Genomic DNA, 15,405 nt, shown 5'->3' on the forward strand with positions numbered 1-15,405 from the left:
CCCGCCTCCGCGGTCCGGAATCCCCGCGCCGGGACCCGGAATCCCGGCCTCCGTTCATGAAATGGAAATATATTCCATATCTATATCTGCGAGAACCTCCGCATGTACACGTTGGTCATAAGACCCACGGCCGCCAGGTTGACGATGAGGCTCGACCCCCCGTAGGTTATGAAGGGCAGGGGGATGCCGGTGATGGGCATGATGCCTATGGTCATACCTATGTTCACCACGATCTGGAAGGCGAACATGGTCACGATGCCGAAGGCGATCATGGTCCCGTAGAAGTCGCGCGCGTGGTTGGCGATGCGCACTCCCCTCCAGAGGAGGTAACAGAAGGCAGCGATGAGCAGCAGGGCGCCTATCAACCCCAGTTCCTCGCCGACCACGGCGAAGACGAAATCCGTATGGTGGGCGGGGATGAACTTGAGGTTGGTCTGGGTGCCCTTGAAGAGCCCCTTTCCCGCCAACTGCCCGGAACCGATGGCGATCTTGGACTGCATGAGCTGGTAGCCGGCCCCCTGGATGCTGCTGCCCTGCTTGAGGAAAGCGGTGAAGCGTTCCACCTGGTAGTCGTGGAAGAGGTGGAAGGCGAAGCCCATGGCGAATCCCAGGGCTCCCAGGCCCACGAACCCCAGCCAGTATCGCATGCGGCAGCCCACCAGGTAGAGCATACCCAGGAGGATGGCCGCCAGCACCAGGGTGGTCCCCAGGTCCGGCTGCAGGAAGATGAAGAACATGAAGGGAAGGGCCCAGAGAGTGGGTATGATGAAGCTGCGGAAGGACTCCGGATCCGCCTTGTTGTCGGAAAAGTAGTTCGCCAGGACCAGTATGAGCACCAGCTTGCAGTATTCCGAGGGCTGGAAGCTGAAGGGGCCGAGGGTTATCCAGCGCTGGGCCCCCATGGCCTCCTCGGTGAGGAAGACCACCAGGAGGGCGAAGAGGAAGAAGCCGTAGATGAAGGGCGTGGCCACCTTGAGCCGCCGATAGTCGAAGCTGAGCATGAGGCCCATGACCACCAGACCCACCAGGAAGTTCAGGGCCGTGCGCAACACATAATAGGTGGGGTTGTCCGGGTTGTCCCCCCGCGTGGCGCTGTACTGGATGAGCATGCCGAAGGCCACCAGGAAGAGGGTCACCGCCAGGAGCGACCAGTCCACGTGCCGGATGGGCATCCCGCTCAGGCGGCGGGCCACCTCGTCGGTCCTCCTCCTCTCCGTGACCTTGGGGGCCAGAAGCCTTCCCAGGCGCGTGGGCATGTCCCTCCCTTTCCTCCTACTCGGTCACCGTGACCTCCGGCTGCCCCTGTGGGATGCCGAAGATGTACTCCAGGATGTGCCGGGCGACGGGAGCGGCCACCAGCCCCCCGTGCCCGCCCTCCTCCACCATCACCACCACCACGTAGCGGGGGTCGTTGGCCGGAGCGTAGCAGGCGAACCAGGCGCAGGGCTGCTTTCCCTGCACCTCGGCGGTCCCCGTCTTCCCCGCCACGGGGATGGCCTTTATGGGGAAACCGGCGAAAGCCCCGGCTGCCGTCCCTCCCCTGGCCACAACACCGGTGAGGGCCGTCCTCACCACCTCTAGCTTGCTCCTGTCCACGTGGATCCCGAGGTCGTTGTTGGGGTCGGTGATGTCCCCTATCTTCTGGGGTTGGATGGTATCCACGGTCTCCCCAAGATAAGTGAGTATCTCCTTCCCCACGTGAGGGCGGTAGTAAGGACCGCCGTTGGCTATGGCCGCGTAAAGGTTGGCCAACTGGAGGGGGGTGACCAGGATGTCTCCCTGCCCCACGGCCATGTTCACCGTATCCCCGGGATACCAGCGCTGGTAATCCGGATTCCCCTGGTTGAACTCCCATTTCCACTGCGGGGTGGGGACCCGCCCCTCGAACTCGTTGGGCAGGTCCACGCCCGTGGGCTTGCCCAGCCCGGCCAGGACGGCGTAATCCTGCAACCGGGTGACCCAGCCCTCTCGGTTGCGGTTCTCGTAGAACACGTACCCCAGCTCGTAGAAGACCACGTCACAGGACTGGATGATGGCGTTCATGAAATTGATGGAGCCATGGGTTCCCCAGCAGGTCTTGGGATACTGGGCGAACTCACCGCGGTTGAAGACATGCCCGCAAAAGAACGGGGAGTAGGCGCTGGCCATCCCCTCCTGCAAGGCGGCCATTGCCGTGACCACCTTGAAGGTGGAACCGGGCGGGTATTGCCCCACGATGGCCCGGTTGTTGAGGGGATAGTTGTTCCGGGGATCGTTGAGCCTGGCCCACTCCTCCTCGTCTATGCCGCCCACGAAGTCCTCGAGGTTGAAGGTGGGCTCGCTGGCCATGGCCAGTATCTCCCCCGTACGAGGATCAAGTACCACCGCCGCACCCGCCGGAGCCACGTAGTTCCTGCCCCTCTCCCGGTCCAGGTAGGTGCGCGCCCGGGCTATACCCTGGCGGAGGCTTTGCTCTACCGCCCTCTGAAGATCCCTGTCCAGGGTGAGGACCAGGGTCTTGCCCGGGTTGCGCTCCTCCCTGCCCAGTTCCTGCAGCGGTTTGCCCCGGGCATCCACCTCCATGATCAGCTTCCCGTCCACCCCCCGCAGGATATCCTCGTAATAGGCCTCTACCCCTGAGGTGCCCACTATGTCCCCGGCCTTATATCCCTTATCTTTCAGCACCTTGAGCTGTTCCTCGGAGATCTCCCCCAGGTACCCCAGCACGTGGGCCGCCAGGCTCTCGTCTCCCTCCGGATACTCGCGCACCGGCATCTTCTCCGGAAAGACCCACGGGAACTCCGACTGCCTCTCCTGGATGAAGAAATACACCTCCGGATCCACGTCCTTTTTGATGAGGACCGGCTTGTGGGGCTGCACGTCCTCGCCCTGGAGTTTTTTCATTATCTCCTCGCCGCCTATGCCCAGCATGGCCCCCAGGCGAGCTGCCTCCGCCTCCTTGTCCTCCAGCTTCTCGAACTCCGTGGGGAGTACGAAGATGGAGAGGGCCCAGCGGTTTCCCACCAGCATACGGTAGTTGCGGTCCAGTATCTTCCCCCTGGAGGCCTCCAGGGGGACCTCCCGCACCCGGTTGCCCTCGGCCATGCTCCGGTAGCGGTCGCCCTGCACCACCTGCAGGAACCACAGCCTGACCACCAGAACGGCCACCATGACCGCAATGAACATCACGAAGAGGGTGTAGCGGTGGACCATGGCCCCCTTCTGCTGCGGGTTGACTGGCATGTCCGAATCACCTCACTGGAACAGCATCTCCCTCTCCTCCCGGCCGGCGAACCTCCCCAGCAGAGGATAGACGGCCAGAGTGAGCACGGCGTTGTACAGCGCCAGGCCGAAGACCACCCCGGCGTTCAACGGCGGCCTCTGCTCCAGACCCACCATGGTCCAGGAGGCGAACTTGATGAGCTCGTGCAGGAGGGTGCCCGCAAAGACGATGAGCATGGGCCAGACCACGGACTTGGAGACCACGCGCTGCTTGAGCTCCCCCGAGAAATAGCCGATGAGCGTCTTGGCGAAGGCCCCCACCCCCAGGACGGCGGTGGTGAAGACGTCCTCCAGCAGCCCGCCCCAGAAGCCGAAGAGGGCTCCCTGCCTGGGGTCCTCGAAGAGGGCCCAGCATATGGTGGCCGTGAGGAGTATGTCCGGCTTAACGCTCCCCACGCTTATCTCCCCCGCCACGCCGACCTGGAGGAGGAGGGTCACCAGTATAATGACGGCGAAGAGCAGCCGGCGGTGGGCGGTCATCATATACCGCTCCCCCCTTCGGCCACTCCTGGCGCTTTCGTGGGTTTAGGGGAGACCACCACCATCACCCTGTCCAGCCGGGTCATGCTGGCCCGCGGCTGGATGACGATACCCACCGAGAGGTCCGCCTGCTTCTCCCCTATCTCCGTCACCGTGCCTATGGGGATGCCCGCCGGACAGGTGCCCCCCATCCCGGAGGTCACCACCACGTCTCCCGTGCGCACATCGGCCTCCAGGTTGAGGAGCTCGAGGTGCACCGCCCCTCCGCCCTCCCCGCGCAGGATGCCCATCTCCGCGTTGCGCTGAAGCCTGGCGCCCACGGCGCTCTTCTCGTCGGTGATCAGCTGCACGACGGAGGACTGGGCCGTGCAGGTGATTATCCTGCCCACTAGGCTGCCGTCCTCGCTGAGCACGGCCATGTATTCCTCCAGACCGTCGTCATAACCCGCGCCTATGATTATGGTCTGTTCCCAGGCGTCGGGGCTGGCACCGATGACCTCCACCACCAGGAACTCCAGCTCGGGGTAGGCCTCCTTGACGGCGAGCATACCTCTCAGGGTCTCGTTCTCGCGCCGCATGTCCTCCAGTTCATGGACCCTCTGCTCCAGCTGCCTGACCTCCTCCTTTAGCCGGTCCCGCTCTCCACGCGCCCGCCCCAGGTCCACCAGGAACCCGATGCCGTTGCGCACCGGGCTCAACACCTTGCTCATCCCCTTCTGAAGGGGGGAGATGACGTCCATGGAGAACCGCTGCAGGCGGTGGAGAAAACCGTTCTCGCTCTCGCGGGAATAGACGGTGACCAGGAGTATGCACACCAGGACGAGGACGACGATGAGGAATCGCTGTCTGCGGTTGCGTCTTTCCAGCATGATCTATCATCCCCGGTTCAATGCCGGGAGGAGGAGATGAGAACCTTTTTCATGATCTCGAACTCCTCGAGGCATTTCCCCGAACCGATGGCCACGTCGGAGAGAGGAGAAGCGGTGACCACCACGGGCATGGCCGTCTCGTGGCGTATCCTCTCGTCCAGTCCCGTGAGCAACGCCCCTCCACCGGTGAGCACGATTCCCCGGTCCATAATATCCGAGGCCAGTTCGGGCGGGGTCTTGTCCAGGGTGGTCTTGACCGCGTCCACGATGGCGGAGACCGGCTCCTCGATGGCCTCCCTTATCTCCTCGGCCAGCACCACGATGGTCTTGGGCAGGCCGGTAACCAGGTCCCGTCCCCGTATCTCCGCGTTGATCTCGTCGTCCACGGGGAAGGCCGAGCCGATCTGGATCTTGAGCTCCTCGGCGGTCCTCTCCCCGATCATGAGGTTGTATTCCTTCTTGATGTAGTTGACCACGGCCTCGTCCATCTCATCCCCCCCGATGCGGATGGACTCGCTGGTCACGATGCCCCCCAGGGAGATGACCGCCACCTCGGTGGTCCCGCCGCCGATGTCCACCACCATGTTCCCTGTGGGCTCATGGATGGGCAGGCCGGCGCCGATGGCCGCGGCCATGGGCTCCTCGATTATGTAGGCCGCGCGCGCGCCCGCCTGGATGCAGGCCTCTTCCACCGCCCGCTGCTCCACTCCCGTGGTCCCGGAGGGCACGCAGACCACCACGCGGGGGCGGGCGAAAAGGCGCCGCTTGTGTACCTTCTGGATGAAGTAGCGGAGCATCTTCTCCGTGACGTCGAAGTCGGCGATGACGCCATCCTTGAGCGGCCGGACGGCCACGATGTGTCCCGGTGTGCGCCCGATCATGCGCTTGGCCTCCGCTCCCACGGCCAGGATGGCCCCATTGGAGGTGTTGATGGCCACCACCGACGGCTCGTTGAGGACGATGCCCTTTCCCCGCACGTAGACCAGGGTATTCGCCGTCCCCAGGTCGATGGCCATGTCCCTTCCCAGCATTTCCCACGAAGAAAACATGGCACTCACCTTTCCGGCATATTTTTAACGGCCCGAAGGCCGCTTCGCGTCACGTTCATCATGTCCATAATTTTATCACAAGGGTCCGCTTCTCCTTCCCCATCCCGGAGCCGCCAGGCCGCGGCGCCGTTCCCCGGATAGATGACGGGAATCCGTGCCCCACGGTTCCCTTCCCGGGGAAGAGGGATTCCTTCCTCTCCGTGATGAGGCCCCGGCCGGCCGCGTGCGGACTTCCCCGTCGGGGGCTTGAAAACGCGGGAGGTGCGGCCGCCCTTCCTCACCCTCTTCCCCGTGATCAGGGGCCTTCCCGCCCCGGGCCGTCAGGTCATGCCCTCGTCAGGTCAGGTCGGGGAAGAAGAGGCCTATCTCACGGGCGGCGCTCTCCGGCCCGTCCGAGCCGTGGACCAGGTTGCGGGTGATCTCCACCCCGTAGTCCCCCCGAATGGTGCCCGGCGGGGCCTCAACGGGATTGGTGGGCCCCATGACCTTGCGCACCAGGCCTATGGCCCCCTCTCCCTCCAGGACCATGGCCACCACCTCCCCGGAGGTGATGAAGGACACCAGCTCCGGGTAGAAGGGTTTGCCCGCGTGTTCGGCGTAATGCTTCGACGCCAGGTCCTCGTCCACGCGGAGCATGCGCAGGGCCACGATGCGCATGCCCAGCCTCTCGAAGCGGGAGATGACCTCTCCGACCAGGCCTCTCTCCACGCCGTCCGGTTTCACCAGCACAAGAGTCCTCTCCACGGCCATGACCAAAGCTTCCTCCGTTCTCCGAACCCCATCTTCTCCTCGCTCCGGCAACGCCTCTCTCCTCGGGCTTCGTGCCCCTCGCCGGCGCGCCAAGAAATCGCCGAGAAATATATCACAGGATGGTTCCTCGTGCGACTCCTCACTCTTTCTGTAAGGATGCCAAGGCGGTGTAAGGATGCCAAGGCGGCCTTCCGACCTCTTTCAACCCCAAGAGCACCCACCGAAACCATACAGCAGCCTGGTTCCGGCTGGGATGCCGGGGTAATCTTTCGAACTCCATAAGCCCTGGAACCGCTTACGGAGAATACATTTTCGGAAAGGTCGGGGCGTTCGCCCGAGCCCAGCTCACTCCGGGCGTAGCCCCAGGGCCTCGCGGGCCTCTCCCACCGTATATAGGGACCCGGTGACGCACACCATGTCCGAGACCGAGGCCAGGGTGCGGGCGAACCTCACCGCCTCCCCGATGTCCTCCACCACCACGCCCTCGTAGCCCATCTCCCGGGCCAGGCGGGCCAGTCTCCTCGCTGGGGCAGCCCTCTCCTCACGGCTCTGGGTGAAGACCACCGTGTCCGCAAGGGGAAGCAGTATCTTCAGCATCCGCCGCATGTCTTTGTCCTCCAGGATGCCCAGGACCAGGACCAGCTTCTCATAATCCAGGTCGTTGCGGATCACCTGGGCCAGGCGGAACGCCCCTTCCGGGTTGTGGGCCCCGTCCAGGAGGACCAGGGGATGCAGGGAGACCACCTCCAGCCTTCCGGGAGAGGTCACCCGGCGGAGTCCCGCCGCCACCTCGTCCGCGGAGAGAACCGCCGGAGAGCCGGCGAAGGCCTCGCAGGCAGCCACGGCACAGGCGGCGTTCACGCCCTGGTGCTCGCCGAGCAGGGGAAGGAAGAGGTCGGCATATTCGCGAAGGAGGCCCCGTATTCCCAGCACCTGGCCTATTCTCTCCGTTTCTACACCGTAGGTGAGCTGATAGATCAACTGGAAATCCCTTCCATATAACTTCAGCTCGCTGCCCCTCTCCTTACAGGCCGCAGCGATGACCTTCAGGGCCCCCGGATGGGCCACCGCGGAGATAACCGCGCTCCCGCCCTTGATGATCCCCGCCTTCTCGAAGGCGATCCTCTCCAAGGTGTCCCCCAGCTCCGCCGTGTGGTCGAAAGCCACGCCGGTGATCACCTGGACCTGGGACATCAGCAAGTTGGTCGCGTCCCACCTCCCGCCCAGGCCCACCTCGATGACCCCCACGTCCACCTTGCGCCGTGCGAAGTGCAAAAAGGCCATGGCCGTGGTCACTTCGAAGTAGGTCAGGGGATCGCCGGTCCGGGCATCGCTCTCCTCCACCGCGGGTATGACCCTCTCCAGGAGGGAGGCGAACTCCCGCTCCGTCACCGGGCGCCCGTCCACGCAGATGCGCTCGGTAACGCTCTGCAGGTGGGGGGAGGTATAGCGGCCCACCTTCCTCCCGCCCACCCCCAGGATGGAGGCCACCATGCGCGCCGTGGAGGTCTTGCCGTTGGTGCCCGTGATGTGAATGGAAGGAAATTCCAGCTGGGGGTCTCCCAGCAGGGACAGGAGAAGCCTTATGCGCTCCAGGCCCGGCTTGATGCCGAACCTCGCCCGCCGGCCCAGGTACTCCTCCGCTTCCTTAAAATCCATCATGGGGTCAGGTCTTGAATCGTGATACCCCTTAGGGTATTCCTATCCATCAGGCGAACCTCATCTCCATTCCGAGCAAAGCGTTTCCGAGTTCACGCTCGATCGGTACAAATAAAGCTTCCCCTTTAAAGAATTGCATACACCCGAGAGATGCCATTTGAAAGACGTGCCTTCGTAAAACTTGACCTAAACCGCAATTCGAGCAAGCGTATACCCATAAGGGTATCACGATTCAAGACCTGACCCCTTTCATTCTATTAGTTGGAGTTGCTCGTGGAGCTTCTCCAGCTTGAGGCGCACGTCGGCCAGCTTGCGCCGCTCTTTCTGTACTACCTCTGGAGGGGCCTTGGACAGGAACTGGTCGTTGGAAAGCTTGGCCTGATGGCGCTGCGCCTCTTTCTCCAGGCGGACGATCTCCCTCCGCAGGCGCTCCGCCTCCTCCCGGAAGGCCTCTCCACGCAGGGGGATGAAGGCCTCCACCCCGGCGGCCAGTCCCCGCGCGTAGGAAGTGGGGTCCTCCACGGAGTCCACCACCCGGAGCGCCGAGAGGCGCGCCTGGGAGGTTATATATCCCTCGTGCTCGAGGAGGAGCTCCCTCCTCCCCTCCAGAACGGGGACCAGAAGGGCCTCCACCCGGGCGTTGGGCCGCACTCCCATCTCGGAGCGCAGGCGACGCAGGCAGGTGATGACCTCCTGCAGCACGGACATCTCCTCCTCCGCGGCCGGGTCCAGGTGCTCCCTCCTGGGGGCGGGCCAGGGAGCCACCACGATGGACTCCCCCTCGTGGGGTAACCGCTGCCAGATCTCCTCGGTGATGAAGGGCATGAAGGGGTGCAGCAGGCGCAGGGCCTGCTCCAGGACCGTCCACAGCACGTAGCGGGCGGTGCGCTTCCCCGCCTCCTCGTCCCCGTAGAGCCTGAGCTTGGAGAGCTCCACGTACCAGTCGCAGAAATCGCTCCAGAAGAACTCGTAGATGGCCCGGCAGGCCTCGCTGAAGTCGTATTCCTCGAAATACCCGTCCAGCGTCTCGATGAGCCCGGCCAGGCGGGAGAGTATCCAGCGGTCGGCCAGGGTGAGCTCCAGGTCCTCCTCCCTCACCTCACCGGGGCGGAAATCCCCCAGGTTGAGGAGGACAAACCGAGAGGCGTTCCATATCTTGTTGCAGAAGTGGCGGCTCCCGGCGATGCGCTCCTCGGAGAGGAAGACATCCCTTCCGGGGACGGCGATGTGCCCCAAGGTGAAGCGCAGGGCGTCCGCCCCGTAGCGCTCGATGATGTCCAGGGGGTCGATGACGTTCCCCGAGGACTTACTCATCTTCTTCCCCGACTCGTCGCGGATGAGGGCGGTGACGAAGACCTCGCGGAAGGGGACGTCCCCCATGAAGTGCAGACCGGACATCATCATGCGCGCCACCCAGAAGAAGATGATGTCGAAGGCGGTCACCAGCACCGAGGTGGGGTAGAAATAACGCAGGTCCGGGTTGTCCTCCGGCCAACCGAGGGTGGAGAAGGGCCACAGGCCGGAGGAGAACCAGGTGTCCAGGACGTCCGGGTCCTGCTCCAGCTCCCCGCCGCAGGGGCAGCGCTCCGGATCCTCGCGGGCCACGATGACCTGGCCGCATTCCCGGCAGTACCAGGCCGGGATGCGGTGCCCCCACCACAGCTGGCGGGAGATGCACCAGTCGCGGATGTTGTACATCCAGTCGAAGTAGATCTTCTCCCATCTCGCGGGGATGAAGCGCGTCCTCCCCTCCTCCACCGCCCTGATGGCCGGCTCGGCAAGGGTCTTCATGCTCACGAACCACTGCTTGGAGAGATAGGGCTCGATGACCGTGTGGCAGCGGTAGCAGTGCCCCACGGCGTGCAGGTGGGGCTCCACCTTCTGCACGTAGTGCATGCTCTCCAGGTCGCGCACCACGGCGTTGCGCGCCTCGTAGCGGTCCAGCCCGGCGTAGGGGCCGCCGTTCTCGTTCACCCGGGCCTCAGGGGTGAAGATGTTAATCTCCGGGAGGCCGTGGCGTCTTCCCATCTCGAAGTCGTTGGGGTCGTGCGCCGGGGTGACCTTGACGATGCCGGTGCCGAACTCCGGGTCCACGTAGTCGTCGGCGATGATGGGGAGCTCCCGCCCCAGGAGCGGCAGGACGGCCGTCTTCCCCACCAGGTGGCGGTAGCGGTGGTCGCGCGGGTTCACCGCCACCCCGGTATCCCCGAGCATAGTCTCTGGCCGGGTGGTGGCCACGTAGAAGTGCTCGTCGGAGTCCTTGAGGTCGTACCGGATGTACCAGAGCTTGCCCTCCACCTCCTCGTGTTCCACCTCGATGTCCGAGATGGCCGTGAGGCAGCGGGGGCACCAGTTGACGATGTAATATCCCTGGTAGATGAGGCCTTCCTCGTAGAGGCGCACGAATACCTCGCGGACGGCCCGGGAGCAGCCCTCGTCCATGGTGAAACGCGTCCTATCCCAGTCGCAGGAGCAACCCAGGCGTTTGAGCTGCTGGATGATGGTGCCCCCGTACTTCTCCACCCACTGCCAGACGCGTTCCAGGAAGGCCTCGCGCCCTATGTCCCAGCGCGTCTTGCCCTCCTCGGCCAGGAGGCGCTCCACCACGGCGTGAGTGGCGATGCCCGCGTGGTCCGTCCCCGGGAGCCAAAGGGTCTCGTATCCCTGCATGCGCTTGCGGCGGACGATGAAGTCCTGAAGGGAGTTGTTCAAGGCGTGCCCCAGGTGCAGGGAACCGGTCACGTTGGGGGGCGGGATGACCACGGTGAAGGGTTCCCGGTCAGGGTTAGGTTCGGCGTGGAAGTATCCGCGTTCCTCCCAGAAGGCGTACCACCTGGACTCCACCGCGGCCGGCTCGTAGGCCTTGGGGATTTCCGCCTCCAGTCCGGCAGTCCCGTGTTCGGACAACCCTTCGCTCACCTCCAGTCCTTCATCTGAGGCGCACTCCACCTTTCACCTGGGGCGGACCGTACCCACCGCCTGCGTGGGTCGCCGTCCAAAGGAACAACGACAGCGCTCCGGCTCACGGCGAGAACGGCGCTCCCGGCGATATGAGACATTCGCTTTTACCGGGGGCTTCCCCACGCCGGCAGGGAGGTCGGCCATTCACCGAAGTCGCGGGGGCCTCGCGGCTCACGGCGAGAACGGCGCTCCCGGCGATATGAGACATTATATATGCAAGTGGCCGCTTGCCGTGAGTGTCAAACGCCTCTCCCTTTCGCAATCGGCCCCTCAAAGGCCCCCGAACCCGGAGGGCACGCGGAAATCGCTTTAAAGGACGGCAAAAGGGCAAACCCGAATCCCGGTGCGCCGAGGCGGTGAACCGAACGGATACCAGGGTTGCAGCCGGGGGAGAGCTCGAACGTGCGCCCAACGCCGGCCATCCCGGGACAACCGGACATTAAGACGTGGAAGTCCTTGGAAATTACCGAGGGCATCGGATGCCGGAAACCGCCGCGGACAAGGCGGAAAAATGCCTGGGGAGTGAATGAGCGCCGAGCGGCGAAGCACCGCCAAAGGCCGCAAGGGAGGAGGCCGGCAGCGAGGTAGGGGAGGCCCGCGGCCAACCCATGCGGGAAGGAAGCGGGAAAAGGACCGCGGCCGGACCTGGAAATGCGCGGTGAAAGGCCCACTCCCCATCCGGGGCTTGAGGCCCGGAGGAGAGCGGGATATCCTTTTCCTGTTCCATGAACCGGATTCTTGGTCCATATACCGGAAAAGAAATCGAGCAGTCGGATAAAGACTTTCTACCGAGGAGGATGGCATCTCCCGCGGGGATACGGGCCGAGGAGGACGACATATCCTACCGAAGCGAAGTTTCCATTGCGCTGCATGTCCACCTCAGGACCAAGGGTAGGACACCCGCGTACGGAGGGCAGAACGAAGGGCGCGGTGCCGTAAGGTGGAGGCAGGTCCTTCCGTCGACGGCCTTATTCCACGCGGGCAGCGTTAAGGAAAAGGGGGAATTCCATTGGGTAAGATCGCGCTGGCAGTCTTCCTGGCGGCGCTGGGGACAGGATTGGTCGATCTCCTGCTCCTGGTCCGCTCCGCCCTGTCCGTCTACCGCACCCTGAACGCCGCCTACGACGATTACCGGGCCTGGTCGGCATCCTTCACCGAAAAGGGCTCCCGCATGTACGAGGGGCTGCGGAGGCTGGAGGGGCGCGCCGGGTCCATCCTCGAGACTATGGACCGGGTGCGTGAGTCGGTGGAGGACATCCAGGACGCAATGGAGGAGATGCGCTCCAGCCCCCTACTGCGCGCCGCCCGATTCCTCGGAAGGCACCGCCCGGGCGGCTGACCCCGGCATCCGGCGCCGGGCTCCTGGAAGCGTGGAGGATTCCGGGGTCTCCCATCGAAGAAGCGCTCCAGCCCCATTACGCCGCCTGCATTCACGGGAGCGGCGCAGAGGGGCGAGCGGGACCGTTACCCTCCAGCCCCTCCGCCTCATGAGGGAAAGCTTTGTCCGGGAAGGCCGGGGTTCGGTCGCAGCGCAGCCTGCAGAGCGGGACCGTTAATACCGGCCCATGCGAGATTTCCACTCAGACTGGGCCGGACAGGTCGGTCGGAGAGAGCGCTCCCACCTCCGTCTCTGTCGGTTGGAGCTCCTCGGCAGGCCTCCCGCCGCTTGCCCAGGTTCATGCGCCCACGGCCCCCAGCCGAAAGGCCCGGGAGGCGCACCCTAAGCCGGTTCGGAGCACGGGAAAGGGACGGTGGAGGACGAGAGCTTATAGAACCGCTTAAGACCTAAAGCAAAGAGGATATGGCGGAGGGTGATCAAAGGAAGGGAATCTTGAAAGGCGAGAGCCCACGAAACCGCAGGAGCGAAGAGGGGATGGCGGAGAGCAACAAAGGGGAAGGGGGATCTCGAAGAAGGACAACGCGGAAACCCGCATCTTCGCGAAAGGCTCGAAGGTTTGGGTGGCCTTCCTCCCCGTCTCCGGCGTTCAGGCGCTCTCCTCGTCCTTGTACTCGCCGGCCGAGGTCACCAGGGTGGGCTCGGTGCCCCTCTCGATGGTGTCCTTGGTGACCACGCAGCGGATGATGTCGTTGCGCGAGGGCAGCTCGTACATGACGTCCAGCAGGCACTCCTCCAGGATGGCCCGCAATCCCCGCGCCCCGGTGTTGCGCTGCATGGCCTTGCGGGCCACGGCGCGGAGGGCCCCCTCGGTGAAACGCAGCTCCACCCCGTCGAACTCGAAGAACTTCTTGTACTGCTTCACAAGGGCGTTCTTGGGCTCGGTGAGGATACGGATGAGGTCGTCCTCGGAGAGGCCGTGGAAAGCGGCGATCACCGGGAGGCGCCCCACGAACTCGGGGATGAGTCCGAACTTGAGGAGGTCTTCGGGCATGACCTGCTCCAGTATCTCGCCGATGTCCCTCTCCTCCCGCTTGCGCAGGTCGGCCCCGAAGCCGATGCCCTTCTTCCCGATGCGGTTCTCCACGATCTTCTCCAGCCCGGCGAAGGCGCCCCCGCAGATGAAGAGGATGTTGGTGGTGTCGATCTGGATGAACTCCTGGTGGGGGTGCTTGCGCCCTCCCTGGGGCGGGACGCTGGCCACCGTGCCCTCCAGGATCTTGAGCAGCGCCTGCTGCACGCCCTCCCCGGAGACGTCCCGGGTGATGGAGGGGTTCTCCGACTTGCGGGCGATCTTGTCTATCTCGTCTATGTATATGATGCCCGTCTCCGCCCGCTTGACGTCGTAATCCGCGGCCTGGATGAGCTTGAGGAGGATGTTCTCCACGTCCTCCCCCACATATCCCGCCTCGGTCAGGGTAGTGGCATCGGCGATGCAGAAGGGCACGTTGAGCACCCGGGCCAGGGTCTGGGCCAGGAGGGTCTTCCCGCACCCGGTAGGCCCGATGAGGATGATGTTGCTCTTCTGCAGCTCCACGTCGTCACCGGAATAGGCCCCCACCTGGATGCGCTTGTAGTGGTTGTACACGGCCACGGAGAGGATCTTCTTGGCCTTCTCTTGCCCGATGACGTAGTCGTTGAGGAAGGCGTAGATCTCCGCCGGCTTGGGTAGCTCCTCCAGGCGGAGCTCCGGGGTCTCCGCCAGCTCCTCCTCGATGATCTCGTTGCACAAATCGATGCATTCGTCGCAGATGTAAACGCCCGGCCCGGCGATGAGCTTCTTCACCTGACGCTGGCTCTTTCCGCAGAAGGAGCACTTCAGGAGATCCCCACCCTCTCCGAACTTGGCCATGTAATCACTTCCTCCCGAAGTCTATCCTCAAGGACGTGGTTCCCGTCCCTGTACCGCCTACTATATCGCCTTCCGGCCCGCTTTCCTTTACCCCCTCCCGGCACGCGGCGCGAGGGGCACGGCGGGTAAGGCCTGTTCCTCGACGCACTGCCACACCGGAAGACCGGCTCCTGGCAATACCGTCTCTCTGAATCTCCCTCCCCGAGGGGATTTCCTTACCGAACGGGACGACCCCACCCTTCTGGACCTCAACCGGGCACTCTCAGCACTCCCACAAGGCCCTCATGGCGCCCGGAGCGTAACGCGAACAGCCCCGCGGGGCATCTCTCCAGCCGTGGACCGACGGGCTCACTTGGACTTGGAGTCCTCCTCTTCCTTGCGCTCGATGACCGCGTCGATGATCCCGTAATCCTGAGCCTCGTAGGCGGTCATGATGAAGTCCCGGTCCGTGTCCGCCCGTATCTTCTCCAGCGGCTGCCCGGTGTGCTTGGCCAGGATGTTGTCCAGGAGGTCACGCAGGCGCAGGATCTCCCGGGCGTGTATGTCGATGTCCACCGCCTGCCCGCTGGCGCCACCCGCCGGCTGGTGCAGGAGTACCCGCGAGTGCGGGAGGGCGAAGCGCTTGCCCTTGGCTCCCGCCGCCAGGAGCAGCGCGGCGCCGGAGGCCGCCTGCCCGATACAGATGGTGGACACGTCGGCCTTCACGTACTGCATGGTGTCGTATATGGCCAGGGTGGAGGTGACTATCCCACCCGGGCTGTTTATGTACAGGTGGATGTCCTTCTCCGGGTCCTCCGATTCCAGGTGGAGGAGCTGGGCCATGACCACGTTGGCCACGTGGTCGTCGATCTCCGTGCCCAGGAAGATTATGCGGTCCTTGAGCAGCCGGGAGTAGATGTCGAAGGACCGCTCCCCCCGGCTGGTCTGCTCGATGACTATGGGTATCAGGCTGGTGGCCATCCCGCTTCTACCTCTCTTTTCCATGATATGACCTTCATCCCTTTCCGCGGTGAGATCCGCCTCTGCGGACCCTCTCCGCTCCGAGAATACTCTCTCCACTCCATGAATTATTATACCCGACCGCCCCTTCCCCTAGCGGCGACAGGCCCTTCGACCGTCATCCCGCTC

The 15,405-nt window shown here is 64.1% G+C and carries 11 protein-coding genes; 1 reads left to right on the forward strand and 10 read right to left on the reverse strand.

The features are described from left to right. Positions 1 to 80 precede the first annotated feature (80 nt). The 8 genes from rodA to H7007_RS00295 all read right to left on the reverse strand — a co-directional run bounded on the left by rodA (position 81) and on the right by H7007_RS00295 (position 10,987). Positions 81 to 1,256, reverse strand: coding sequence for a rod shape-determining protein RodA (rodA, locus tag H7007_RS00260; RefSeq protein ID WP_287152476.1), 1,176 nt, complete (start codon positions 1,254 to 1,256; stop codon positions 81 to 83). A gap of 16 nt (positions 1,257 to 1,272) precedes the next feature. Next, complete coding sequence (gene mrdA, locus H7007_RS00265) at positions 1,273 to 3,222, reverse strand: penicillin-binding protein 2 (RefSeq protein ID WP_287152477.1); 1,950 nt, start codon at positions 3,220 to 3,222, stop codon at positions 1,273 to 1,275. 12 nt (positions 3,223 to 3,234) lie between these two features. After that, positions 3,235 to 3,744, reverse strand: a complete 510-nt coding sequence (gene mreD / locus H7007_RS00270; RefSeq protein ID WP_287152478.1) for a rod shape-determining protein MreD — start codon at positions 3,742 to 3,744, stop codon at positions 3,235 to 3,237. After that, positions 3,741 to 4,610 (reverse strand): rod shape-determining protein MreC, encoded by an 870-nt coding sequence (mreC, locus tag H7007_RS00275; RefSeq protein WP_287152479.1) that lies wholly within the window; start codon positions 4,608 to 4,610, stop codon positions 3,741 to 3,743. The genes mreD and mreC overlap by 4 nt, the downstream gene beginning before the upstream one ends. Before the next feature lie 17 nt (positions 4,611 to 4,627). Beyond that, a complete protein-coding gene (locus tag H7007_RS00280; RefSeq protein WP_287152480.1) occupies positions 4,628 to 5,659 on the reverse strand; it encodes a rod shape-determining protein in 1,032 nt (343 codons plus the stop codon). A 336-nt stretch (positions 5,660 to 5,995) separates the two neighbouring features. Beyond that, positions 5,996 to 6,403 (reverse strand): nucleoside-diphosphate kinase, encoded by a 408-nt coding sequence (gene ndk / locus H7007_RS00285; RefSeq protein WP_350340592.1) that lies wholly within the window; start codon positions 6,401 to 6,403, stop codon positions 5,996 to 5,998. A 351-nt stretch (positions 6,404 to 6,754) separates the two neighbouring features. Next, the gene (locus tag H7007_RS00290) at positions 6,755 to 8,071 is read right to left on the reverse strand and encodes a bifunctional folylpolyglutamate synthase/dihydrofolate synthase (protein WP_287152482.1); all 1,317 of its coding nucleotides are present in this window, start codon (positions 8,069 to 8,071) and stop codon (positions 6,755 to 6,757) included. A 246-nt stretch (positions 8,072 to 8,317) separates the two neighbouring features. Next, positions 8,318 to 10,987, reverse strand: a complete 2,670-nt coding sequence (locus H7007_RS00295; RefSeq protein ID WP_287152483.1) for a valine--tRNA ligase — start codon at positions 10,985 to 10,987, stop codon at positions 8,318 to 8,320. Positions 10,988 to 12,038: 1,051 nt separating this feature from the next. On the opposite strand from H7007_RS00295, the gene H7007_RS00300 reads away from it, so the two are divergent. After that, positions 12,039 to 12,368, forward strand: a complete 330-nt coding sequence (locus H7007_RS00300) for a hypothetical protein (RefSeq protein WP_287152484.1) — start codon at positions 12,039 to 12,041, stop codon at positions 12,366 to 12,368. Between the two features lie 646 nt (positions 12,369 to 13,014). Here H7007_RS00300 and clpX read toward each other — a convergent pair. Together clpX and clpP are read right to left on the reverse strand one after the other, a co-directional pair. Further along, positions 13,015 to 14,277 carry an ATP-dependent Clp protease ATP-binding subunit ClpX gene (gene clpX, locus H7007_RS00305; RefSeq protein ID WP_287152485.1) on the reverse strand — a complete coding sequence of 421 codons (1,263 nt, stop codon included), beginning with the start codon at positions 14,275 to 14,277 and terminating at the stop codon, positions 13,015 to 13,017. A gap of 348 nt (positions 14,278 to 14,625) precedes the next feature. Then, entirely contained in the window at positions 14,626 to 15,261 is a 636-nt protein-coding gene (gene clpP, locus H7007_RS00310; RefSeq protein ID WP_287152486.1) for an ATP-dependent Clp endopeptidase proteolytic subunit ClpP, read from the reverse strand. Between the last annotated feature and the right edge of the window lie 144 nt (positions 15,262 to 15,405).

This window comes from Candidatus Solincola tengchongensis (genome assembly GCF_015711935.1).
Lineage (GTDB): Bacteria > Actinomycetota > Geothermincolia > Geothermincolales > RBG-13-55-18 > Solincola_A > Solincola_A tengchongensis.